Source organism: Planctomycetota bacterium (assembly GCA_039182125.1).
Lineage (GTDB): Bacteria > Planctomycetota > Phycisphaerae > Tepidisphaerales > Tepidisphaeraceae > JBCDCH01.
In genome coordinates, this window is record JBCDCH010000018.1 from 21,016 (window position 1) to 41,160 (window position 20,145).

The 20,145-nt window shown below is 63.2% G+C and carries 21 protein-coding genes and 1 tRNA gene; 7 read left to right on the forward strand and 15 right to left on the reverse strand.

The features are described from left to right. Positions 1 to 53: 53 nt before the first annotated feature. Positions 54 to 839 (reverse strand): DNA repair protein RecO, encoded by a 786-nt coding sequence (recO, locus tag AAGD32_06620; protein ID MEM8873918.1) that lies wholly within the window; start codon positions 837 to 839, stop codon positions 54 to 56. A gap of 53 nt (positions 840 to 892) precedes the next feature. Between recO and AAGD32_06625 the strand changes: the two genes are divergently transcribed. From AAGD32_06625 to AAGD32_06635, 3 genes are all read left to right on the forward strand, one after another. Then, positions 893 to 965 (forward strand) — tRNA-Lys (locus tag AAGD32_06625). Positions 966 to 1,101: 136 nt separating this feature from the next. Beyond that, entirely contained in the window at positions 1,102 to 2,388 is a 1,287-nt protein-coding gene (locus AAGD32_06630; GenBank protein ID MEM8873919.1) for a site-specific integrase, read from the forward strand. A 197-nt stretch (positions 2,389 to 2,585) separates the two neighbouring features. Continuing rightward, positions 2,586 to 2,876 carry a hypothetical protein gene (locus AAGD32_06635; GenBank protein MEM8873920.1) on the forward strand — a complete coding sequence of 97 codons (291 nt, stop codon included), beginning with the start codon at positions 2,586 to 2,588 and terminating at the stop codon, positions 2,874 to 2,876. A gap of 64 nt (positions 2,877 to 2,940) precedes the next feature. Here the strand turns inward: AAGD32_06635 and AAGD32_06640 are convergent, their stop codons facing one another. The 10 genes from AAGD32_06640 to AAGD32_06685 form a co-directional block, all read right to left on the reverse strand. Next, the gene (locus tag AAGD32_06640; GenBank protein ID MEM8873921.1) at positions 2,941 to 5,868 is read right to left on the reverse strand and encodes a hypothetical protein; all 2,928 of its coding nucleotides are present in this window, start codon (positions 5,866 to 5,868) and stop codon (positions 2,941 to 2,943) included. Continuing rightward, positions 5,865 to 6,251, reverse strand: a complete 387-nt coding sequence (locus AAGD32_06645) for a hypothetical protein (protein ID MEM8873922.1) — start codon at positions 6,249 to 6,251, stop codon at positions 5,865 to 5,867. Before AAGD32_06645 ends, AAGD32_06640 begins: the two co-directional genes overlap by 4 nt. Beyond that, positions 6,251 to 6,601, reverse strand: coding sequence for a hypothetical protein (locus AAGD32_06650; protein MEM8873923.1), 351 nt, complete (start codon positions 6,599 to 6,601; stop codon positions 6,251 to 6,253). Before AAGD32_06650 ends, AAGD32_06645 begins: the two co-directional genes overlap by 1 nt. Positions 6,602 to 6,674: 73 nt before the next feature. Further along, on the reverse strand, positions 6,675 to 7,127 hold the full coding sequence (locus AAGD32_06655) for a hypothetical protein (GenBank protein ID MEM8873924.1): 453 nt from the start codon (positions 7,125 to 7,127) through the stop codon (positions 6,675 to 6,677). Between the two features lie 128 nt (positions 7,128 to 7,255). After that, positions 7,256 to 8,731, reverse strand: coding sequence for a phage major capsid protein (locus AAGD32_06660; protein ID MEM8873925.1), 1,476 nt, complete (start codon positions 8,729 to 8,731; stop codon positions 7,256 to 7,258). A 136-nt stretch (positions 8,732 to 8,867) separates the two neighbouring features. After that, complete coding sequence (locus tag AAGD32_06665) at positions 8,868 to 9,266, reverse strand: hypothetical protein (protein MEM8873926.1); 399 nt, start codon at positions 9,264 to 9,266, stop codon at positions 8,868 to 8,870. 275 nt (positions 9,267 to 9,541) lie between these two features. After that, on the reverse strand, positions 9,542 to 9,805 hold the full coding sequence (locus tag AAGD32_06670; GenBank protein ID MEM8873927.1) for a hypothetical protein: 264 nt from the start codon (positions 9,803 to 9,805) through the stop codon (positions 9,542 to 9,544). Between the two features lie 90 nt (positions 9,806 to 9,895). Next, positions 9,896 to 10,999: a hypothetical protein gene (locus tag AAGD32_06675; GenBank protein ID MEM8873928.1), complete on the reverse strand. Its 1,104-nt coding sequence runs from the start codon at positions 10,997 to 10,999 to the stop codon at positions 9,896 to 9,898. Between the two features lie 210 nt (positions 11,000 to 11,209). Next, positions 11,210 to 11,416, reverse strand: a complete 207-nt coding sequence (locus AAGD32_06680) for a hypothetical protein (protein MEM8873929.1) — start codon at positions 11,414 to 11,416, stop codon at positions 11,210 to 11,212. Positions 11,417 to 11,573: 157 nt separating this feature from the next. After that, a complete protein-coding gene (locus AAGD32_06685; GenBank protein MEM8873930.1) occupies positions 11,574 to 12,068 on the reverse strand; it encodes a hypothetical protein in 495 nt (164 codons plus the stop codon). Positions 12,069 to 12,267: 199 nt separating this feature from the next. Here AAGD32_06685 and AAGD32_06690 point away from each other — a divergent pair, with 199 nt between their 5' ends. Beyond that, positions 12,268 to 12,477, forward strand: coding sequence for a helix-turn-helix transcriptional regulator (locus tag AAGD32_06690; GenBank protein MEM8873931.1), 210 nt, complete (start codon positions 12,268 to 12,270; stop codon positions 12,475 to 12,477). 7 nt (positions 12,478 to 12,484) lie between these two features. Here the strand turns inward: AAGD32_06690 and AAGD32_06695 are convergent, their stop codons facing one another. The 4 genes from AAGD32_06695 to AAGD32_06710 all read right to left on the reverse strand — a co-directional run bounded on the left by AAGD32_06695 (position 12,485) and on the right by AAGD32_06710 (position 16,365). After that, positions 12,485 to 13,447, reverse strand: coding sequence for a restriction endonuclease (locus AAGD32_06695; protein ID MEM8873932.1), 963 nt, complete (start codon positions 13,445 to 13,447; stop codon positions 12,485 to 12,487). Between the two features lie 468 nt (positions 13,448 to 13,915). Then, positions 13,916 to 14,854, reverse strand: a complete 939-nt coding sequence (locus tag AAGD32_06700) for an ABC transporter substrate-binding protein (protein ID MEM8873933.1) — start codon at positions 14,852 to 14,854, stop codon at positions 13,916 to 13,918. A 9-nt stretch (positions 14,855 to 14,863) separates the two neighbouring features. Continuing rightward, positions 14,864 to 15,592 (reverse strand): ABC transporter permease subunit, encoded by a 729-nt coding sequence (locus tag AAGD32_06705; protein ID MEM8873934.1) that lies wholly within the window; start codon positions 15,590 to 15,592, stop codon positions 14,864 to 14,866. An 8-nt stretch (positions 15,593 to 15,600) separates the two neighbouring features. Continuing rightward, entirely contained in the window at positions 15,601 to 16,365 is a 765-nt protein-coding gene (locus AAGD32_06710; GenBank protein ID MEM8873935.1) for an ABC transporter ATP-binding protein, read from the reverse strand. 59 nt (positions 16,366 to 16,424) lie between these two features. Here AAGD32_06710 and AAGD32_06715 point away from each other — a divergent pair, with 59 nt between their 5' ends. The 3 genes from AAGD32_06715 (at position 16,425) to AAGD32_06725 (ending at position 20,144) form a co-directional block, all read left to right on the forward strand. Then, complete coding sequence (locus AAGD32_06715) at positions 16,425 to 17,831, forward strand: DUF1800 domain-containing protein (protein MEM8873936.1); 1,407 nt, start codon at positions 16,425 to 16,427, stop codon at positions 17,829 to 17,831. Between the two features lie 23 nt (positions 17,832 to 17,854). Continuing rightward, on the forward strand, positions 17,855 to 19,102 hold the full coding sequence (locus AAGD32_06720) for a DUF1501 domain-containing protein (protein MEM8873937.1): 1,248 nt from the start codon (positions 17,855 to 17,857) through the stop codon (positions 19,100 to 19,102). Positions 19,103 to 19,172: 70 nt separating this feature from the next. Then, complete coding sequence (locus AAGD32_06725) at positions 19,173 to 20,144, forward strand: sulfotransferase (GenBank protein MEM8873938.1); 972 nt, start codon at positions 19,173 to 19,175, stop codon at positions 20,142 to 20,144. Position 20,145 lies beyond the last annotated feature (1 nt).

Below are 20,145 nucleotides of genomic sequence, written 5' to 3' on the forward strand. Positions count from 1 at the left end.
CCGTAGGTTACGAAAGCGGCGCCGATGAGCAAACCGACGGCTGGCCGCTCGGGTCAACGGTGCATGAGCACGTCCTGCGTTTCGCCGAGCAGGAATCGCGGCACCCGCAGCCGACGCCCCTGGGCGTGTTGAACATGTCGAGCGAGCACACGATGTAAAACGTCGGCGTCTTCTTGGCTCATCCGGGGAAGCCGTTGGGGCTGGCCCGTGGCGAGGCCGGCAAGCATCCGCCGCATCGTCGTCACGCCGGCGAAAGGCAAATCCATCGCATCGAAGATTGCCACGGTGTTTTCGGGAAGGACCACGCCGCCCTTGGCCGCGGAGAAGTAGGCCGGTCCCTCGCTGACCGCTTGGCCGCTCACGGCACATCGGCCAAGCTCAGGCACGATGCCGCTCTGTCGGAGGACTTCGAGGGTGAACGCAACGGTGACTTCTTCCCGTTGTGCGGTCGGCAGCAAGCCCAGTAGTTTCGCGAACCGATCGAAGAGCGTCGCATGAGCGTCGTGCTCCTCGAAGACCGCGCCGACCAGTTCGGCGGCGTACATGCCGAGGTAGATCGAGCGGAGTCGCCGCCGGATGCCGAGGTGGCCGTTAAGCTGGCGCCACTCGGTAAGCGTCGAGAGTTCACGCTCGGGGTGGTGCCGGAAGACCGCCTCGCCAAGGTCGAGCAAATCCAGCCCGCCGTCGAACTTGCCGTAGCCCTTGCGATCGCGTCGGAGCGAGCCCTTGGCGATCAGGCTCACAAGACCCAGTCGGCGGGAAAAAAGCGTCACCACCTGCGAGGTTTCGGAGAACCTCACGCACCGGACGACGATGGCTACGTCCCGCTGGATCGCCACGGCCGACGGTAGGCGATGACGTTCGTGACAGAGCGGCCTACAGTGCCGACCGCGAGGCCGTAGCTCAGTTGGTAGAGCATTCGACTTTTAATCGAACGGTCGTGGGTTCGAGCCCCACCGGCCTCACTCAACGGAAGTTCAAGCCGGGGCAGCATTTGCCCACACCGCCATCCCAAGGCGAGCGGCGTCCAGCACGAAGAAAACCGGTCAACCTGACCGGTTTTGCAATTCGGCTGGTGCATCGCAACCCACGGGAGGCACCTTGCCCAAGCCTAAATCATCTCATCCCAAGCTCCGCGAGCACAAAGCGAGCTCGCGCGCTTACGTCGTACTCAACGGCCGCACGATCTATCTTGGCAAGCACAACGACCCAAAGGCGCATACGGACTACTGGGCATTGATTGCAAAGTGGGAGGCGTCGGGTCGAAGCCTGGAAGGCGTTGCCACGGCTGCCGACGATGCGGCGGGTGGGGCGTACACGTTCGCGCACCTGATTCGTGACTTCATGGAGCACGCCCGCGACTACTACGGCGAGTGCGGAGAGGCCGCGTCGTACAAGTCGGTGTGCCGGTTGCTGCGTGTGTTCCATGAGCGCGAGCCGGTCGCGTCATTCGGTCCGCTCAAGCTCCGCACTTTGCGTGAGCACATGGTTGCGGGAGATTGGTACTACACGCGGCGTGGTGCCGTGGTGAAAGCTCAGCCGTGGAATCGCACCAACGCCAACGCGCAGACCAACCGAATCAAACGCATGTTTAAATGGGCGGTCGGGCGTGAGATAATCGACGCGAACACATTGCACGCATTGCAAGCGGTCGAAGCACTGCGGGCCGGGAAGACCAAGGCGAAGCCGCCACGCAAGGTCGGGCCGGTGTCCGAGGCGATGGTGAACGACGTGCTCCCGCACCTGTCCCGCCAGGTCGCGGCACTTGTGCGGGTGATGTGGTTGACGGGCATGCGACCGTCCGAAGCGTGCGCGATGCGACCACTAGAGATTGACGCCACCGGCGACGTTTGGCTTTACAAGCCGAGCCAGCACAAGACCGAGCATCACGGCATCGCCCGCGTGATCCCGATCGGTCCGCAGTGCGTGGAAGTGCTCAAGCCATTCATGGACCGCGACGCAGGGGCGTTCATGTTCTCGCCCATCGAAGCCGAGCGTGAGCGACGCGCTGCGTTGACGGCGGCCCGCGTCACGCCCGCATCTTGTGGCAACCGTCCCGGCACCAATCGACGCGAGAAGCCAAATCGCACGCCGGGCGAGAAGTACGACGCCAGCTCTCTACTCAAGGCGGTCACGCGGGCGTGTGCCAACGCATATCCGTTGCCGAAGGGCATTTGGTCAAACAGTGCCGAGGGCAAGGCATGGCGTAAACAACACGCGTTCACGCCATATCAACTGCGGCACGCTGCGGCCACGCGAACACGTCAAGCGACGGGCGGGCTTGAAGCCGTGCAAGTGATGCTCGGCCACCGCAACCAATCAACGACCGAGGTCTATGCCGAGCCGGACCTGAAAGCTGCCGTTGAAGCGGCGCGTCGTTTCGGGTGAGACGGACAAGTTGAACAAGCACACGACGACGCCGGCCATGACCGCTACTGCACTGCGAGTGGTTCAAGGTCTTCACGTCCGCTAGGGCGTGCTGGCGTGCGTTTTCCCTTGTGTTTCGCGGTGTTCCGTGGAAGGCGTTGCCAAGCCCGCGACGTTGTAAATCGCTGGTGCTAACGCATCCGCGCCAACGCTTTCGCATGGCGATGCAATCCATGTTTCCGGCTGCGAATGACGCGGTCCTCGACGCGATGCTCACGATCTCCAAGGTCGCCAAGGTGCCCGAGCTGCGCCGCAACGGCAAGCCACTACACCCGGCCACGGTTCACCGATGGATGGCGGCGGGGCGGTTGCGTTTTGCTGTGGTCGGTGGCGTGCGGCTGTCGTGTCGCCGGTGGGTCCGCGAGATGATCGCATCCGATTCGCCTGCGCCCGCCGTGACGTATCGCGACGACGTGGACGCCGCCGAGCTTGACGCCGTGCTCGCATAGAAAAGCCCCCCGCCGCGAAGTCGCGGCGGGGGGCCGGCGGGGGGTCGAGGATGTGGGGCGGGGACTAGATGCCCTCGATGTTGCCGTTGATTCGTTCAACTTTGTCTAGCAGTTGACGTAGAAGGTCAGCAACTGTGTTGCCATCCCCGCCCGTCATCGGATTCATCCCGGCGTTGGCCCCGCTCACGCCAGCACCGGCAACCACACCCGCGACGCCACCGCCAGCCGACACCCCTGCAAGTGCAGCTTGGGCAATGCTCGCCGCAGCTGCGGCGCGGCTGGGCTGCTGTTGATTCAGCTCTCCCATGATGGAATCGAGCGCGCCACCAAACGAGTTGCTGGGCCGGGGCGGGGTAACAAGGTCGAAGCTGCTGAACTGCTGTGTCGTGAATCCGCGACCGTACTCGGCACGCGCTCCCTCCAACTGTTTGCGCGCGAGGTCCAGCACTCGGTCTGCGTCAGCGTCACGCCCGGCCTGACGAAGCTGCATCGCTTGCGATTGCAGGGGTGCGACCAACGCCCGCAAATGCGCCTCCGACGAGCGACCGCCGATGATGGAGTCGGCCTGTCGCTCGGCGACACCCATACCAAAATCGAACCGCGCGTCACGGTCGCCGAACGCTTGCCGCTGCAATGCCGTGCGGCTGTCAAAAAGTCGATTGGTCGCTGCCGTGAGTTGATCGTCACCGAGTACGCCGCGTAACGCCTGCTGCCGCTGTAGCTCGATGCCGGCAAGCGTCGCGCCGCGATTATCTCGGCCCAACTGCATGTCGGTGATGCCCGCTGTAGCCCGCAGGTCGGACAGCGCGTAGCCGCGTTGTCGTTCGACCTGTTCAAGCCGAGCGTTGCCCTGGTCCATGATGCCTTGCCGGACCGCTGCGTATTCGTCCTCCAAGTACGGCGTTGCTTGCCGGGGAAACCGTTCCAGCCGCCGGGCGGTGTCGCGCTGGATGCCGATGCGCTGCGCCAAGAACGTGTTGCCCGACCGCAGCGCATCGGCACTTGCCCGCAAGTCGGCCGCCTGGCTCGTGAGGCTACGCCTCGTGCTGGTGATAAGCGTGTCGGTGCGACTGCGGTAATCCTCCTCCACCAATCCGGCCATCACCGGATCATCGCCCGCTGCTGCCAAACCCGCCGCCGCATCGGTGTCAAGCTGCGCGAACGCCGCTTCAATGTCTCTGCCGGCGGCTGCCGGGATTCTGCCTGCAAACCCTGTGCGTGCGGCTTGCACTTGGCGTTGACGTTGCCGCTGGAATCGTGCATCCGCGAGCCGTTGACGTTGCTCGGCTTGGGGCAGCAACGTGTTTCGTATCGCCGAGGCCTCAACCGCCATCTGGTTCCGCAAACCCGGATCGCTCACGACGAACTGATTGAGTTCGTACTCGCGGTCAATGTCTTCTTGGCTGCGCGTTGAAAACCACTCGGCCACGCCCGTCCGCAAGCCTTCACCGAAGCTGATGCCGTTGCGCTCGCCAAGGCTGCTGTCGAGCGACGAGAGACGACGCCGCAGGTCGCCGATGTCCCGCGACATCGTTTGCTGCTGCTCCATGTTCGCCGCGAACGCGTTGCCCCTTGTGCTGCGTGCCTGTGCTAAACGCGTGGCATCGCGTGATTCGCCGAGGGTCGAGCGCAACTGGTCCAGTCGGGCCGCCCGTTCAATCTCAATCCGGCCCCGTCGAATCTCGCCGCCGAAACTCGGAATACCCGTGGCCATGCCCACCGAGTCACCGACGAAACGGAGCGTGCCGCCGAGGATGCCGCCGGTGCCGCCTTCAAGCCCTTGGATGCGTGCGTCTAGAGCTGTGGGCATGTCCGGTGCCAGCATCGCCTGCGTGTCGGCTTCCTGGCTCGCACTCAATGCCGCGTTGAGTTCCCACGCACCGAAGACGGCTGCGTAGTAACCGCCTGTCGAAAAGCCGCCGCCACTACTACCGCCGCCCGTGCGCCCACCGCTACCGCGACCGCCACCCGGCCCGCCCGCAGCGCTGCCCGACATCCCGTAGATTCGACCACCGCCACCGCCACCACCACGACCACCGCCACCGAGCATGATGTCGAGCGGTCGGTGCCGGTCCAGCGGGTTACGCTGCCGTCGTCGGTTCTCATCGCCACCAGCCGAGGTGAACTCGGCATCCACGATGTCACCGCCACCACCACCGCCGGCACCCGGCAACGCACGCCGGTTGCGATCGCCGTTACGCGGGTACGGCATATCTACGGGGCGGTCGAAGTCGTAGCCGTAGGCGCGCAGCGAATCCGGCATGTCGCCCTGAAACAGTGACCGATGACGGCCCCCAGAAACCCGATTTTGCGCGTTGTATGGTGCGGGTCCGTGAGTATCGCCTACCCGCCCCCAATCGTCCGAGGATGGAAGGTAGGGGGGTGCCATCCGCTGGGCGGTGAGGTTGGCGAGTGCTGCGGCCTGGGCGGCTTGGATGCCGGCCCGCTCGGCTCGCATGGAGTTGGTCACGGGTGAGGTGATGCCGTCGCCGCCGCCGATGTTGATGGGCTTGGAGGCATGCTCCCGCATGCGTTCGATGGCTGCGGTGATGCGGTCGATGTCGCGTACCGCCGCGTCCGCGTTGACAGTGACGCCGCCAGCGATCGAGCGGGCGGGCGTGTCACCCATGAGTGATGGCAGGCGTGCGGCACGTTCGACGGTGCGGCGTGCTTCCTCGCGGGCAAGGCCGAACTCGTTGCCGAGGGACGTAAGCACGTCACGGCGTCCGGTGTCCATCGCAAAGCGGGCGTGAGCAACGTCCGGCGGTAGGCCTGTCGTGCCCGCGAGAAGTCGTCCGCCGGTGCTCGTTGACTGCCAGACGCGGGACACCTGCTCATGCGCGGCTGCCATGGACTGCGCGGCACGCTCAAGCGATGCGATCGTCTGGTGCATGCGATTTTCGGATAGGCCACGGTCGGGCGTGTCGCCGAAGCCGTCGAGCAGGTCAGTGTCAACGCGGAGCGTGACGCCGGGTACCTTCATGTCCATCATCGAACTCCGATCGTTTGTTTGAGTCGGCGGTTGCCGTCCTGCTTAAGTCGTTGGCGGACACCGCGGAGAATCGGACGATTCATCTCGAACTCCAGGCGGATCGCGGCGAGCGGATCGTCGTCGGGTTCGGCGGGCGGGCGTGACACGCGGAAGGTCGCGGTGGGCATGCCGCGAGCGTCGGTGCCGAGTTCGATCGTGGTGCCCCGCAGCAACTGGCCGTCCTCACGGCGCGGCTCCTCGCCTTCCACCGAGCGGATAACGCGGTCGCCCAGGCGTTGCACTGGCTTGGACATGCGGTCGCGGAGCTCTCGATACTCCTCCAACATCAGCGCGTTGAACGCACGCACTACGCGGCGCTTCTGTCGGCGTGTAAGTTTGGCCATCAGTGCGAGGTGTCTGTAGCCGTCATCATCGACTCAAGGGCTGCGCGGTTGACGCGTGCCCGGTCGGCAGCTTGCGCGAGGTCCACGGCAACCATTTCCATGATCGATGCCATCCGTCCCACCTGCGCGCGGTCAAGTTGCACGTCGCCGACGTTGGTAAGGAAGTACTCGCACGCTTCGTTGAGCCAGGCGGCATCGCACGCGACAAACGCCAACAGCGCGTGTACGTGTGCCGGTAGTTCGGCCGCGTCAATCATTCGTCCGGCCTCGCGTAGTCGCTCCGCTCGTTCGTCTGAATCTGTCATCGTCGTCAAAACCGCCGCCGACCCGTCAAGGCCGACGACGGCCATCCAAAGAACAACCGCGCACCCCTGCGCGGACAAACCGCACGCCACGGGGTCAGCCGTGACGGCGGGTGAAGGGTTAGTACCGCAGCACTTGGTCAAAGCCTTGATCGGCTGCGGTGCTCGGGCACTCGTCGGCGCGAAACAACACGGCGAACGCGGACAAGTACGTGCCGGTCGAGCCGTTGCCCGCGATGGCGACAAGGTCGAGATAACGGCCCACCTTGGCCGGATCAATGTCGAACGCGAATAGCGCATTGTCATTGACAGATTGCGGCGTCGTCGAAAAGTCACCATCGGTGTTTATTGCCGTGCCGTACGTCAGTGCCGACACGTCGGACAGGCTGCCGCTGGTGTCGCCGGCTTCCACTTTCAACGCAGCCATCCCTACGTCGGTTGCACCGAGCTGCACGACGATGAGCACGCGGTTGTAGCCGAGCGTGTCGATCTCGGTTGTGGCAAACGACGCGTTGTCAACGCGCGCGCCCGGGGGCGTGATCGGGACGATCTTCAAGTCTTGGGAAGGAATCATGTTGGTTGTCTTTCAGTGAGTGTCCCGCGAGTGCCCGCCGCCGGCGTTGAGTCCAGCGACGGGCGGGCGGGAAAGGTGTATCAACACCGATCGCGCAGCCATTGGCGTACGCGGCCGGCTGCCGGGGTTTAGGACGCGGCCAGTTGCAGACCGACGATCGGGCCAGCTTCGGTGGTGCTGCCAACGTCGTGGACGTTGATGTCCCACCGCGTAGTGCCGCGTATGGCGATTTCGTCTTGCTGGAAGCTGTTTTCACCGTCGATCATGGCCGACTCACTGAACGCCAGCGACGTACCGCGACGGTCGCCGAACGACGCACCGAGCCGGAAGTCGCCATACAGCACCGCGAGCTGGTCATTCGCGGCGGTCTTCGGCATGACCTGCGAGATGATGACCGGATCGCCCAAGAAGCGACGAACACCGCCCGCTGCAACCTCGGCCGCTGGTACACCGCCGCTGGCGAGCATGAGCTTCTGCATCACATTGAAGTAGAATGGCCGCGAAACCACCCAAGCGGGGCTGCGCTCGGCGTACTCGGGCAGCGCACCTTGGACGGCGTGGAAGTCGTCGAGCGTCAGTTCGCTGTAGGCGTTGCCACTGCCCACGATGATGCCGCCGGCGCTCGTGCCGCTGGGATTCCCCGCAGCGGTCTGCAACGCCTGGCGGACGCCAACGATGCCGTGGTAGTCCCCGCCGCCATCGCCGTTGAATGCGCAGTCGTCTTCCTTCTGCGAGAACGCGTAGGCGATCTCTTCCGCGAGGTCGTCCGCGAGGCTGATGACGGCGTCCTCGTTAAGTTCGGCCGACATTTTGCTCAAAACCATCCACTTTCGCGCGGTCAGGCGAACGCGGTCCCATGTTTTCGTGGACTTAGTGCCGGCCTGTGATTCGCCCACTGCATACGCGGTGAGGCCGCCGGTGCGTCGCGGGTCGGTGCGGGTGTCGCTTGCCATCGGACGAACCTTGAACAACTGCCGCGCAACACCGAATTGCTCGCGCAGGTCGATGAGGTCTGACTGAAACTCATCGGGCACCAAGTAGCCGCCGAGCGGGTTGGCGTTCTCGATGTGACCCTTGGTATGGAAGCCCGCATCCGCCGCGAAACTGGCGGCCTTGGGGAAGTCATAGCGACCGGGCAAGCAGCGTTGTGCAAGGTCGAGCGCATACATGCCGAAGCGATAAGCGCGCTCCTCGGCACCGATGGTGCGTTCTCCAGCGTCCTCGGTGTAAACGGTGCGTTCGCCGGTGAAGTTCTTGAGGGTGCCGCGCAGGGCGGTCGATGGAATAGTGGTCTTGGTCATGTTGTCGGCCTTGGTCATGGCCTTGTGAGCGGTGTTGATTGAACCCGGGTTAAACCGGGTCGCGTTGGTCTTGTACTTGGCGAGGTGTTGGTCGATTGCGTCGTCGACGGCGCGTTGGAGTTCGGCGGCCGTGGCTTTCGCCTTGGCTTGGTCGCGCTTCGATGTGATGCCCTCGAACTTGACATCGACGGGCTCGCCGTCGTCGTCGGTGGCCTGGACATCGCTAAGCGCTTTCGCCGCACCATCGAAGCCGATCTCATCCGCGAGTTCGCGGAAGCGTTTGGTAAGTTTTTCGATGTGCATGTGTGTGGTTGTTGAAGTGCGCGCACACGCAAAGCCACCCGCTCGGCCACTGCCATCGGTCCGGCGACACGTCCGCCATCCGTTCGGCCGCACACGCGGTCACCGGCTCGGCGGTTGGTGCAAAGTTGTGGTTGCCCTAACCCGCCGCGAGGGCGAGTATCTCCCGTAGATGGAGCTGCTGCTCCTCGTTTAGCCGAGTCATGTCAAATCGCGGTTGTACCCCGTCGGACTCAAACTTTGCCAAGAACTCCAAGCTGCTAGAAGGGCGTCCCACCGAGCGATCCAGCAGTTCCCGCGCAGCGGCCATCCGAACGCGCTTGTTCTCGTCGGTCATGCCATCACGTAGCACTTGGATAGCCGCGTCGATGTCGTCGTCGGTGAGCGTTGCGGCTAGCTTGGCCCTCAGCCTGTTGCTCGCGGCTAACAACGGATTTCCGCCACCGCAAGCGGCGCGGTTGCCGGGCACGAACTGCCCGCGTCGGTCGCGGTTTGGGTCAGCCCGCGTGGCATCGACTTGCTCGATTGCGTCACTCACTAGCCACCCCGCGAAGTAACGCGATGATCTCGGCAGTTGCCCGCGGCGCTATCGGCTGCCCGCGTCGGTCGAGTCGGTCGGTCGTAGCACGTAACGCCAGCCGCGCAGCATCGCGACGCGTTGCACTCTCCATGTCTGCCGCTGCCGCGTGCAAGCGTTGCCGGGCAGCTCCGCGATTGCCGCGCATCGCCACACCGCCGGTGCTGTCGAGGTATACGCCCAACGCGTGCAAGTGGGCCGCGAGTGCGTCGCATCGCGCGTTATCTGCTTTTGTGTCAATCATCGTTAGAGCCGCGCAGGATGTTGGCGATTGCTTTGCGGGTGGTGTCCCGTACCAACGACCCGTCAAAGTTGGCTGCGGTACTCATTGCCCGCAGGATCAGCCGCGCAGCCTCACGCATGGTCGGGCACTCCGACTCGCTCGCTTGCTCGTACACCCGATCAAGCGTCGGGCCAGGGCGGCCGTGGATGCGTAGCTCACCGTCGTCGTTGATGAACGCACCTAACTCACGCAGGCGTTGGGCGAGGGTCGAGGGCATGGTCGGTTTGCCGTTTTGAGACGGATTCAGTGTCCAACTTCGCAGCATATAGGGGGGGTCTCCCTGCTGCCTCTCTGGGACGCCGATGGGTTATGCGGACAGTCGGCGTAGGTCAGTAGCGATGGCACCACGGCTTGGTGGCTTGGGGCCGGCCCAATGCTCACGCACCCACGCATGGACGGCTCGGATGCTCATGGACCGATCACGCTCGATGGCTTGACGTACAAGCTGCTCACGGGCTGCGGCGATCTCACTGCGGCTCGCCTTCTCGGGCGAGGCGAGTCCGACCGCTTCGGCCTCTAGCGGCGTGACGTACAGCTCCGCGACGATCCTCTCGTTACGCCACTTGAGCGGCTGCTCGCGATTGATCTGGGATTTGACGACGGACTCGGCCTTGGCGACCGGGAAGCTCGGCCGGCAATGAGCGGCAAGCCGATGAACCTTGCGGGCGACTTCGTGTCGCGGCGTCTCGGCTGTCATGAGCGCAGACGCATAGATGAGTAGGGCGGAGTTGCGACAGCCTTCGGGGAAACCACCTCGCATCTCGGACAGCATCTCCAGTTGCTCGGCTCGACACTTGCCGAGTCCGAGTCGGCCAAGCTTGCCTTGCTTGCGACGTGCGGGATCAACGGCTTCGGTACTTGCTCGCCGCCGCTGCCTGGGCGGCTTCACGCCAAGGCGGTCGGCGATGTCTTGAAGTCCGTAGGTGGCTGCGTTTCCGTGCGAGTCGGTGCTGATCCAGTAGCGGGCGGGTAGCTTGGCCTTGGTGTTGATCGAGCCGGGCACACGCGACACGCGCGATGCGTCGTACGCCTGGGCGTCTGCTCCAAGCTTGGCGAGTCGCTTGTTGAGTGTCGCTTGGATGCGGTCCCATAGCTCGACCTTCTCCGGCCATGCTCGCACGGGCGATTGGTCGTTGCCTTCGGCGAGAAGCCAGAACGCCCAGAGGCCGCGACCCGACTCGGCGTACATGCTCACCTGCGGCAGTTCGCCCGCGAGCTGGAGTTGGTCGAGCCGGTACCGCAGGTCGATCGGCTCAACACCGAGCCTGTAGCAATCGAGGTCGGCGAAGCAGGACGTGAGCCAGCGGATGTGCTGCTTGCCACGCTGGCCGCGCACAAACCCGTTGAGTGAGAAGTAGGCGTCACCGTCAAGCCGTCCACCCCATCGGTCGTTGATTGCAGCAAGGTTCACGCTCATGGCTTTGGTAGCAGTCTCTGCCCAATCGTCGCCCTCGCCTCCACCAAAGACGACATATCCGTCATGTCGGCGGTGCAATATGTCGATCGTAGCGGAGTCTAAGTTGACTTGTCGGTCGGTATCTGTTAGGATCACGCCACACACCTTGTCCTACACCGCCTCGGTAGTCGCCAAGCTACGCCGGGGCGGTGTTTTGTTTGTTGCTTACGCTGTCGCCGACTGCCGCCGCTTGGCCGCTATGCGTGCTGCGGTCGCCCTGATCTGCTCGACCGCCGCTTGGTCGAAAAGCCGCGTCCCGGCTACACGAGTCACGGGCCGGGCTCCGCTCTTGTCGATGGCGTACTTGGTCTGGTGGGGTGGCAAGCCGAGGTCGTCGGCGATCTGGCCAAAGGTCTTGAGGTCCAAGGTCATGTCGTACTCCTGTGCCCGCCCGCTATAGAAAGGGACGCCGCCATACAAAAAAGTTTCACCGTCGGCGAGACAGGGAAGTAGTGTACCACGTACCTCCATGTCGGCGGCTATAAAACCCCTGCCCGGCGGTCATGCCGAGCAAGGCGGTTTGTTTGGGCTACAAGCGGAAGCCGAGCGCGGGCACGTCGGGCAAGTCGGCGTCGAGCAGGAAGCTATCGACGGCCATCACGACCGCATCCTCAACGCTTGTGCGGCGATCGGTAGACCACTCGCCGCTGTAACTGCCAGACTCGATGCGATACGTCGCATCGCCTACACGCTGACCGTCCACGTGTGACGCGATGCCAACGGTGACGGAGACCGTGAGCAACGCGGCAAGGTCGGGGCGGTTGAGCCTGCCGAGCAACGCACGGACTCCCGACTCAATCCTTCCGCGCTGCTCATTGGCGTACCGAATAGCAGCGAGGGCGTCGGCCGCGTCGTCGTCGAGCACCGGCTCATGACGGGCGAGGTGTGAGGCGTACTCGGCGAGGTCGTCGTCCGTCGGCTCGACGCTCGCGAGCAAGGATTGTGCGTTTTCGGCGTTGTCGGCGGTGATGAACGCGTCGGCGGCGACGTTGTGCGCGCCCGTTGGGATAGAATGAGTCTGCATCGGCTAACTCCGGTGCTGTGCCCCTCGGAGGTTCCTACGCCAATCCGGGGGGCCGTTTTGTTTGCGGGCGAATGCCCGGTCGCGGCGAAGTGCCGACGACGCGTTTACGGTATCGACTGCCCGCCAGCGTGTCAATAGCGTACGTTCTATTTTGTCGCTATTCGTTTGATATTTGAGATTTCGTTGGTATTCTGTTGAGGTGCCCATCCACGTCAACACGATTCGCACGCTGCGGCTTCGGCTCGGCATCACGCAAGCGGAGGCGGCCCGCCGTGCGGGGATGAAGTACGCGAGCCAATGGAGCGAAGTCGAGCGGGGGGACAAACCCGACCCGCAGCTCAGCACCGCTGAACGCATCGCCGAAGTTCTCGGTGTGACGGTGGACGCGTTGACACAAAAGGCAGAGTGATTGCCTGTCAGTTGCGGCGAGGGAACATTGAATGCTCGCCACGCAGGAGCATCGCCAAGCCGTCGCGGTCAATCCATGCGACTCGGTTCCGCTGGGCAAGCATTACTGCACCCTCGCTCAGGTAACTATTCGTCACAACCACGGCGTACTCGCAGTTGTACATGGCAATGCCGGCAAACGCTTCTTGCACTGCGGTGTTTGGGACGACCCCGCTATACCGCTTCGCCTGAACGACACACCAGCCAAAGTCTGCCTCGACGACGAGGTCAACGCCGTGGTCTCCTGGTCCGCCGACATGACGAACGTTGTACCCCAGCCAGCGAAACACGTACTCCAAGAAATACTCGAACTCGTCACCGGTTAGATCATCCACATGGGTGTGCTCACGCCCCCACGCCGGGTGGAAGTATGTGCCATCAGGTTTGGGGCGCGAGCGAACGTGACTGCGCCAAGCATCGTGGTCAACTTGAAACACGGCTTCTTGGTCGTTTGCCCGATCTGGGCTCCGTGAATCTGTGTGAGAACGACGCTCTCGCTCGCGTTTCCGGATTTCAGTTGCCAGCTTTGCCGACTGTTCCGCGAGCTCGGTCGCCCGCACCTTCGCGGCGAGCTTACGTTCTCGATGTTCCCTTGCCCGAACGATCCATGTTTCGGGTAAGTCGACACGATCTTCGGGCGATAGGGAGAAGAAGAAGCCGATGGCTAAGGCGATACCGACGATGATCGGAACGCCGCCCGCCAAGGCAGTGGCGAGCATGTTCAGGGACACCATTCCAATGGGCAGAGAGAGTGCAACTGAAATTGCTGCACTAGCAATGATAATCGAGGCCTCGAGTGGCAACGGTAGCAGGGTGTGAAGACGTGCTCGTAGTCGGGCATGCCGTTCCCGGCGGTGCTCGGCGTTGGCTTGCAATGTCGCAAGTTTGGCCTTTTCTTCGAGCTTTTGTTGATCGCGCCAGTCCCCGGACACGACGGCAACGCTACCGAAACCGATATCGTAACGCTACCAGCTGGATATGGCTGAAAGGGTCTGCCATACCTCAACGCCCGTCACTTCTCAACCTAGACACGCACCGCCAGCACGTGGCCAGCGGGGCGAATCGGTGCCGACTCTGTAAACGTTTACAAGCCCAGTCGTCTGCAAACGTTTACAAGCCTACCCCACTACCTCCCCCTCTACGACCGTCTCACCCGGCAACGCCCCGCCCTGGCACTTGGCCAGCAGCCGCAAGATTGACCGGTTTGACCGGTTTGGCTCCGATTGACCGCTTGAGTTGTCACTGTGTGCAATACTTGCAATCCCCGCTGGCGTCGGTATTGTGCCCAAAACGCCGTTTTCGCCCTGATATGTGACATGTTGGGGGTGCGATAGCAAGAACTTTTAATCGAACGGTCGTGGGTTCGAGCCCCACCGGCCTCACTTCGCCTCATACATCGCTTACTCCACGAATGCACCGTCGACCACGGATGTGTCCTGCAATGCCCCTACGGACACGAGCTGCTCGGCGAGTGATTGCCATCGCTCGGCCGACATCGCCCCGAGTGGCTCTGCTTCGATCAACGGCTTCTGTGCTTCGGCACTGGCGATAAATGCGTCGGCGGTCATCGTCGGGTTCAGCTCGCGCATGATTGCGTTGGCCGAGGTGGGGTCGGCGAGATACGACTCCCATCCGGCGCGTACCGCTTGGATCATGCGGGCACAGACGTCGGGGTTGGCTTCGAGAAACTCACGCTTGCAGATCAGCACGGTTGCGTAGGGGTTGTAGCCGCCGTCCGCGATGAGGAATGTTTTGACGTCGAGGCCCTCCCGCCGTGCGGTGATCGGTTCGCTTGTGACGAACACCTGCATCGCATACTCGTCGGCCATGCGAAACTCGGTCAGGTCGCCGAACGGGCTGGGGTACTCCGCCTCGAAGTTGTCGCCGAGGTTTTGTTTGAGATAGGTCGCGTAGGGCAGTCCCGACTGCCATGCGATCAAACCGCCACGCTCGAAGAGCGCTCCGATCGAGTCGGCCGGATCGTCGGCCTTGAGCATCAAACCCTGGGGGTTGGTTTGATAGGCGGCGAACAGGGCGACGACGTCGTTGCCCTTGCTGCGTGCGATGAGAAGCTCGTCGGCCGCGCAGATGCCGAAGGTCGCACCGCCACCGCCGACGATCTGAACCGGCGATAGGTCGGGTCCGCCGGGCGAGATGTCGACCGTGAGTCGTCGGTCCGTGAACGCGCCGATCCGCTCGGCTTCGTAGAACCCGCCGAACTGAGGTTCGGGCAGCCAGTTGAGTTGCAACGTCACCTCGGCCGACCCGTCCTCGGCAACGGAATCATCCGAACAGGCCACGCCAACGAGCAAAAGGGTCAACACCAAACACCATCTCATGGTTGAACGTTACGCATTGCGCCAGTGCCGCAACAACAGCCCGCCGATCAGGTCAACACTTCCGAAAAGCACCAGCCCCAGCACCGACGAGAGGATCAGTGCGGCGAATACCTTGGGGTAGTCGCTCTGCGTCCTGGCGATCGTGAGAATTCCGCCCAAGCCCAGACCCGTGATGAACTCGCCGACGACCGCACCGATCGCCGCCAGGGCCGCGGCAATTCGCAATCCGACGAACAACTTCGGCAACGCCGACGGCAAGCGCAGCTTGAAGAACGTCTGCCACAACGAAGCGCGGTGCAGGCGGAACAGGTCCAACAGCGCCGGGTCGGCCGACCGGAAGCCCGCGAAGCCTGCCGCGATCACGGGAAAGACGCTCGCGATCCCCGCAGCCCATGCGGTCGTCTGTACACCCCTACCGAACCAAACCACCAGCAGCGGGGCGATCGCCACCAGCGGCACCGTCTGGAAGAACACCGCGTAAGGGTAAAACGCACGCCGCATCCAGACGTTGGCCGAAAGAACAGCCGCGAGCATCGTGCCGATGAGCGCACTACAGGCAAAGCCAACGCCCGCACCAAGAGCCGTCTGCCCGAGCGCGGTCCAAAGGTCGCCTTGTGACGTGAGCGAGCGGAACGTGGCGGTCGGCGGCGGCACGAGGAACGCCGGCACGATCCCAACGCGCACAATTCCTTCGAGCAGGGCGATGGCAGCAACGGCCACGACGATCGGGGGGAGCACGCTTCGGATCACCGGGCCACCGCCTCGCCCGGAACATCGGATCGGAGTGCCTCGAACAACAGCGCCGTCTGACGCGCGAACTCGGCGGTTCCACGGAGGGAAGCGTCGCGCTGGGCCGGCAGTTCGATCGGTACGTCGAGGACGACCCGGCCCGGCCGCGGCGAAAGCACCACCGCGCGTTCCGACAGGTACGCCGCTTCCGCGACACTGTGCGTGACGAACACCGTCGTCATCGCGTGTTCGACTGACAGCCGGCGGAGCATGTCGTCCAGTTCCTGCCGCGTGATCTCGTCGAGCGCGGCGAACGGTTCGTCGAGCAGTAACAACTCCGGCGTCGTCACCAGCGCCCGCGCCAGCGATACCCGCATCCGCATGCCGCCGCTCAGTTCGTTCGGATATGCACCGGCAAAATCCGAAAGCCCGACCTCTTTGAGCAGGTCGCGAGCATGTTCGGTGGCGTCGTTGCCTTCCAGTTCCGCGGGTAGGCGAACGTTGTCGAGCACCGTGCGCCAGGGCAAAAGGTGAGAATCCTGAAACACGAACCCGGTCCGCCGGTTGTCTGTTTCAACGGCCCCGTCCGTGGGCGAGAGGAGGCCGGCGATGAGTCGCAGGAGTGTCGATTTACCACAGCCACTGGGGCCGAGGATCGCGAGGAACTGCCCGCTCGGCACGGCAAGATCAATCGGCCCGATCGCACGGAGGTTGGCGAATGAATGGCTCAATCCCTCGATGTCTATCGCGTTGTAGGGCGCTGCCGCCAAATGCCGATCCACATGAAGATCGTAGTGAACTAAACAGCGACATTTGGTAGATTACCACGGAGGAATTCGAAATGCCTGAAAATCAGACCAGCATGGATGCCTTCGGTACCCGTCCGTTCGACGTGTTCGAGCCGACCGACGGCGACCCGTGGGACGTACACAAGGCCGGGCATCTGATACGACGGTGCGCGTTTGGTGCGACCCCCGACGAGCTCAACACCGCCGTCGCCGATGGAACCACGAAGACCATCGATGCGTTGTTCAACTTTGATCCTGAAGACGATCCGCACAACCACTTGCTCGAAGAAATGGGCGAGGTTTTCCGCCTCGATAATCATCGCCGGGTTCAGGAATGGTGGGTCTTCCGCATGCTCCGCACGGATCGGCCGCTGCAGGAACGCATCGCGCTGTTCTGGCACAACCATTTCGCGACCGGCGGCTCCAAGGTCAACCAGCAACGGATGCACAAGCAGATCGAACTGTTCCGGCGTAAGGGGCTGGGCAGTTTCCGTGAACTTCTCGTCGAGGTCGGCCGCGATCCGGCGATGCTACTCTGGCTCGACGGCAACAACGCCGCCAAGGGCAAGCCTAACGAGAACTACGCCCGTGAGATCATGGAGCTGTTCACCCTCGGCGTCGATAACGGCTACACCGAAGCCGACATCAAGGAACTCTCCCGCTGTTTCACCGGCTGGCGCGTGCAAGGCAACAACGCCCGGTTCTTCAAGGACCGTTTCGACGACGGCGAAAAGACGATCCTCGGTAAAACCGGAAACTTCAACGACGAAGGGGCGGTCGATCTGCTGCTCGCGACCGAGCAGGCGCCGAAGTTCATCGCTGAGAAGCTGCTTACGCACTTCCTCACGCCAACGCCGCCGCAGCCGATGATCGATCATTTCGCCGGTCGGCTCACCGCTAACGACTGGCACATCGGCACCGTGCTCAAGGAGATGTTCCGCTGCCGTGCGTTCTACAGCGACGGGGCGTATCGCTCGCTCATCAAGGACCCCGCGACGCTCTGCATCGGTGCGGGCCGCGCACTCGGCGGTACGCTCAAGGCCGAGTTCGTCCGCGAGTTCATGGGCAAGATGGGCATGCGGCTGTTGTTTCCGCCGGACGTCTCCGGCTGGACCGGCGGCGAGGCGTGGGTCAATGCCGCGACCATTCTCGTACGCTACCGCTTCGCCCTCGAAGTCGCCCGTCAAGAAGGTCGTTGGTACGCCAAGAGTCACCGCCTCGAGCATTTCCTCCCGAACAACAACCTCGACTCGGCCGACAGTCTCGTCGACCACTACGCGGACCTGCTCCTCGACGGCAACTTACCCGGCGAGGTTCGTAGCAAACTCGTCGACTATTTCATGCGAAACGACAAGAACGAGCCGATCGAAGAGTTCAAGCTCAACGGCAACACCGTTCGCAAGAAGGTCAAGGGCACCTTGCACCTGATGATGACCACCCCGTACTTCCAGCTCGCATAGGGCCTAGATTCAAGGAATTTTCCATGGCAAATCAGTCACGACGTGAATTCATGAAGGTCGGCCTCGGCGGGCTGGGCATGCTGTCGCTCGGCGGGGCGACGCCGTTGTTCGTGCCCAAGTTCGCGCACGCCGACCAAGCCGCCGGCACCGCCATTGCCAATGACAACGTGCTCGTGGTCGTTCAGCTCTCGGGCGGCAACGACGGGCTCAACACCGTCATTCCGGTCGGCAACGACGACTACAAGAAATCCCGGCCGAAGATCGCGCTCTCCGACGGGCTTCACAAGGTTTCCGACGAGTTTGCGCTCAACCCCGGCATGGGTGCGTTCAAGGCGATGTATGACGAGGGCATGCTCGCCATCGTCAACGGTTGTGGATACCCCCAGCAGAACCGCTCGCACTTCGAGTCGATGGCCATTTGGCAATCGGCCGACCCGTCGCTCAACGACACCAAGGGCTGGCTGGGTCATTACCTCGATCACCTCTCGCGCGGTACCCAGTCCGAAGCCCTCTCGGCGGTCAACATCGGCGACGAACTCCCGCAGGCGCTCGTCACCGAGGGCGCGCCGATCCCATCCATCAACAACCTCAACGACTTCTCCATCGTCCTCGATAACCGCACCGGCTTCGACAAGGACCTGGAGCGGCAGTTGATCGAGGAGTTCGCACAGTCCGAGTATGACAACCCGCGTGCTGCGTTTTTCGCCAAGCAGGCCAACAACGCCATCGTCAGCGCCGACGAGATCCGCCGTGTCGCCAGTGCTTACGAGGCCGACGCGGACTACCCCGGCAATCTCGGTAATCGCCTCAAACTCATCGCCCGGCTCATCGCCGGCAACTTCGGCACCCGCGTCTTCTATTGCCAGATCGGCGGTTTCGATACGCACGCCAACCAGATCCAGCAGCACGAGAACCTGCTCCGCAACGTCACCGAATCCATCCGAGCGTTTTACAAGGACCTCGGTGCCAAGCAGCTCGACTCGAAGGTCACGACGATGGTCTTCAGCGAGTTCGGCCGACGCGTGCGGCAGAACGACTCGCAGGGCACCGACCATGGCGCGGCCGGCCCGATGTTCGTCGTCGGTCCGAAAATAAAAGCCGGCCTGCACGGCGGCTCGCTTTCGTTGGCCAAGGACGATCTGGACAACGGCGACGTGAAGTTCACCACCGACTTCCGCCGGGTTTATGCCAGCATGCTCCGTGACTGGCTCAACGTGGATCCCGCCGAGGTATTGCAAGGCGACCACGAAGCGTTGAAGCTGTTTTCGTAGGGCGGGCGCACTGCCTGCCACGCATCGAGCGCGATCGGATTGGCAGGCGGTGCCTGCCCTACGGTGAGCCATGTCCCCCCGCGTGATCGCGTTCGTCGTCGGTACCTCTCGCGGGGGGACGACGTGGCTGTCGAAAGTGCTCAACTGTCATCCGCGGATAGCCTGCTTTGGCGAGAGCGGCTTCTTCGGTCGGCACTGGTTCGAGCCTGACGCCGATGGTCGGCTCAGCGGCACGCAGGTGCGAGAAAAGTTCGACGGCGCGATTGCGGGGACGTGGGGTCCGCACACCGGTGATGTTGGTACGCTGCGCCGTGCGAACACCCCTGAACTCCACGCGGCTCTGCGGGAACGTCTCGAACCGATGACCGCCGCAGGCGGCACGGTCGCCGAAGTGTTCGACGCCTACGCCGGTGCGTTCGGTGTTGCCGAGGGCAAGCCGTTGGTGATCGAAAAGACGCCGCATCACGTGAATCATGTCGATCGCATTCTCGACGCCGTGCCCGATGCGAAGTTCATCGTGACGTTGCGCGATCCGTACTCGTTCATGCGCAGCTATAAGTTTCAGGGTCAGCAGTACGACGCCGAACGGCGTGCCCATGCGGAGCGGGTGTATCACCCGATCACGTGTGCGCTGATTTGGCGACGATACTTTCGCTCCGTGTTTGAACTCGAGACCACCCACGCGGACCGTGTTTTCCGGTTCGATATCGGCGCGCTGGCCGATCGTGAGGAGGCCGTGCTTGACGACTTACAGGACTTTCTCAGCGTCGAGCGCGCGCCGCTTGCCGGGCAGGTACCACGAGACAACAGCAGCTTCCCTAGCGGCCAACGCGAAGAGCTTGGCGCGGGGGACGTGTGGTGGATGAACCGCATCGCCGGCCCGGAGATCGACGCGGGGGGTTGGCCCCGGCGATCGGCGGGCGGGATGGTCGGCCTGCTGCCCGCGCTGACACTGCCCATCTGGGCGGTGCGTAACTTCGGCCATCTGCGCCGCACGGTCCGCAACCCGGCCCGCTACGCGGCGTCTCTGTTTCGTCGCTGAT

What these genes read in the sequence shown, in the direction of transcription:
- AAGD32_06650 (MEM8873923.1), bottom strand. Translation starts at nt 6,601, where the DNA reads ATGGCCGTCGTCGGCCTTGACGGGTCGGCGGCGGTTTTGACGACGATG.
- AAGD32_06725 (MEM8873938.1), top strand. Translation starts at nt 19,173, where the DNA reads ATGTCCCCCCGCGTGATCGCGTTCGTCGTCGGTACCTCTCGCGGGGGG.
- AAGD32_06670 (MEM8873927.1), bottom strand. Translation starts at nt 9,805, where the DNA reads ATGCCCTCGACCCTCGCCCAACGCCTGCGTGAGTTAGGTGCGTTCATC.
- AAGD32_06635 (MEM8873920.1), top strand. Translation starts at nt 2,586, where the DNA reads ATGGCGATGCAATCCATGTTTCCGGCTGCGAATGACGCGGTCCTCGAC.
- AAGD32_06655 (MEM8873924.1), bottom strand. Translation starts at nt 7,127, where the DNA reads ATGATTCCTTCCCAAGACTTGAAGATCGTCCCGATCACGCCCCCGGGC.
- AAGD32_06645 (MEM8873922.1), bottom strand. Translation starts at nt 6,251, where the DNA reads ATGGCCAAACTTACACGCCGACAGAAGCGCCGCGTAGTGCGTGCGTTC.
- AAGD32_06720 (MEM8873937.1), top strand. Translation starts at nt 17,855, where the DNA reads ATGGCAAATCAGTCACGACGTGAATTCATGAAGGTCGGCCTCGGCGGG.
- AAGD32_06640 (MEM8873921.1), bottom strand. Translation starts at nt 5,868, where the DNA reads ATGATGGACATGAAGGTACCCGGCGTCACGCTCCGCGTTGACACTGAC.
- AAGD32_06700 (MEM8873933.1), bottom strand. Translation starts at nt 14,854, where the DNA reads ATGAGATGGTGTTTGGTGTTGACCCTTTTGCTCGTTGGCGTGGCCTGT.
- AAGD32_06715 (MEM8873936.1), top strand. Translation starts at nt 16,425, where the DNA reads ATGCCTGAAAATCAGACCAGCATGGATGCCTTCGGTACCCGTCCGTTC.
- AAGD32_06685 (MEM8873930.1), bottom strand. Translation starts at nt 12,068, where the DNA reads ATGCAGACTCATTCTATCCCAACGGGCGCGCACAACGTCGCCGCCGAC.
- AAGD32_06660 (MEM8873925.1), bottom strand. Translation starts at nt 8,731, where the DNA reads ATGCACATCGAAAAACTTACCAAACGCTTCCGCGAACTCGCGGATGAG.
- AAGD32_06680 (MEM8873929.1), bottom strand. Translation starts at nt 11,416, where the DNA reads ATGACCTTGGACCTCAAGACCTTTGGCCAGATCGCCGACGACCTCGGC.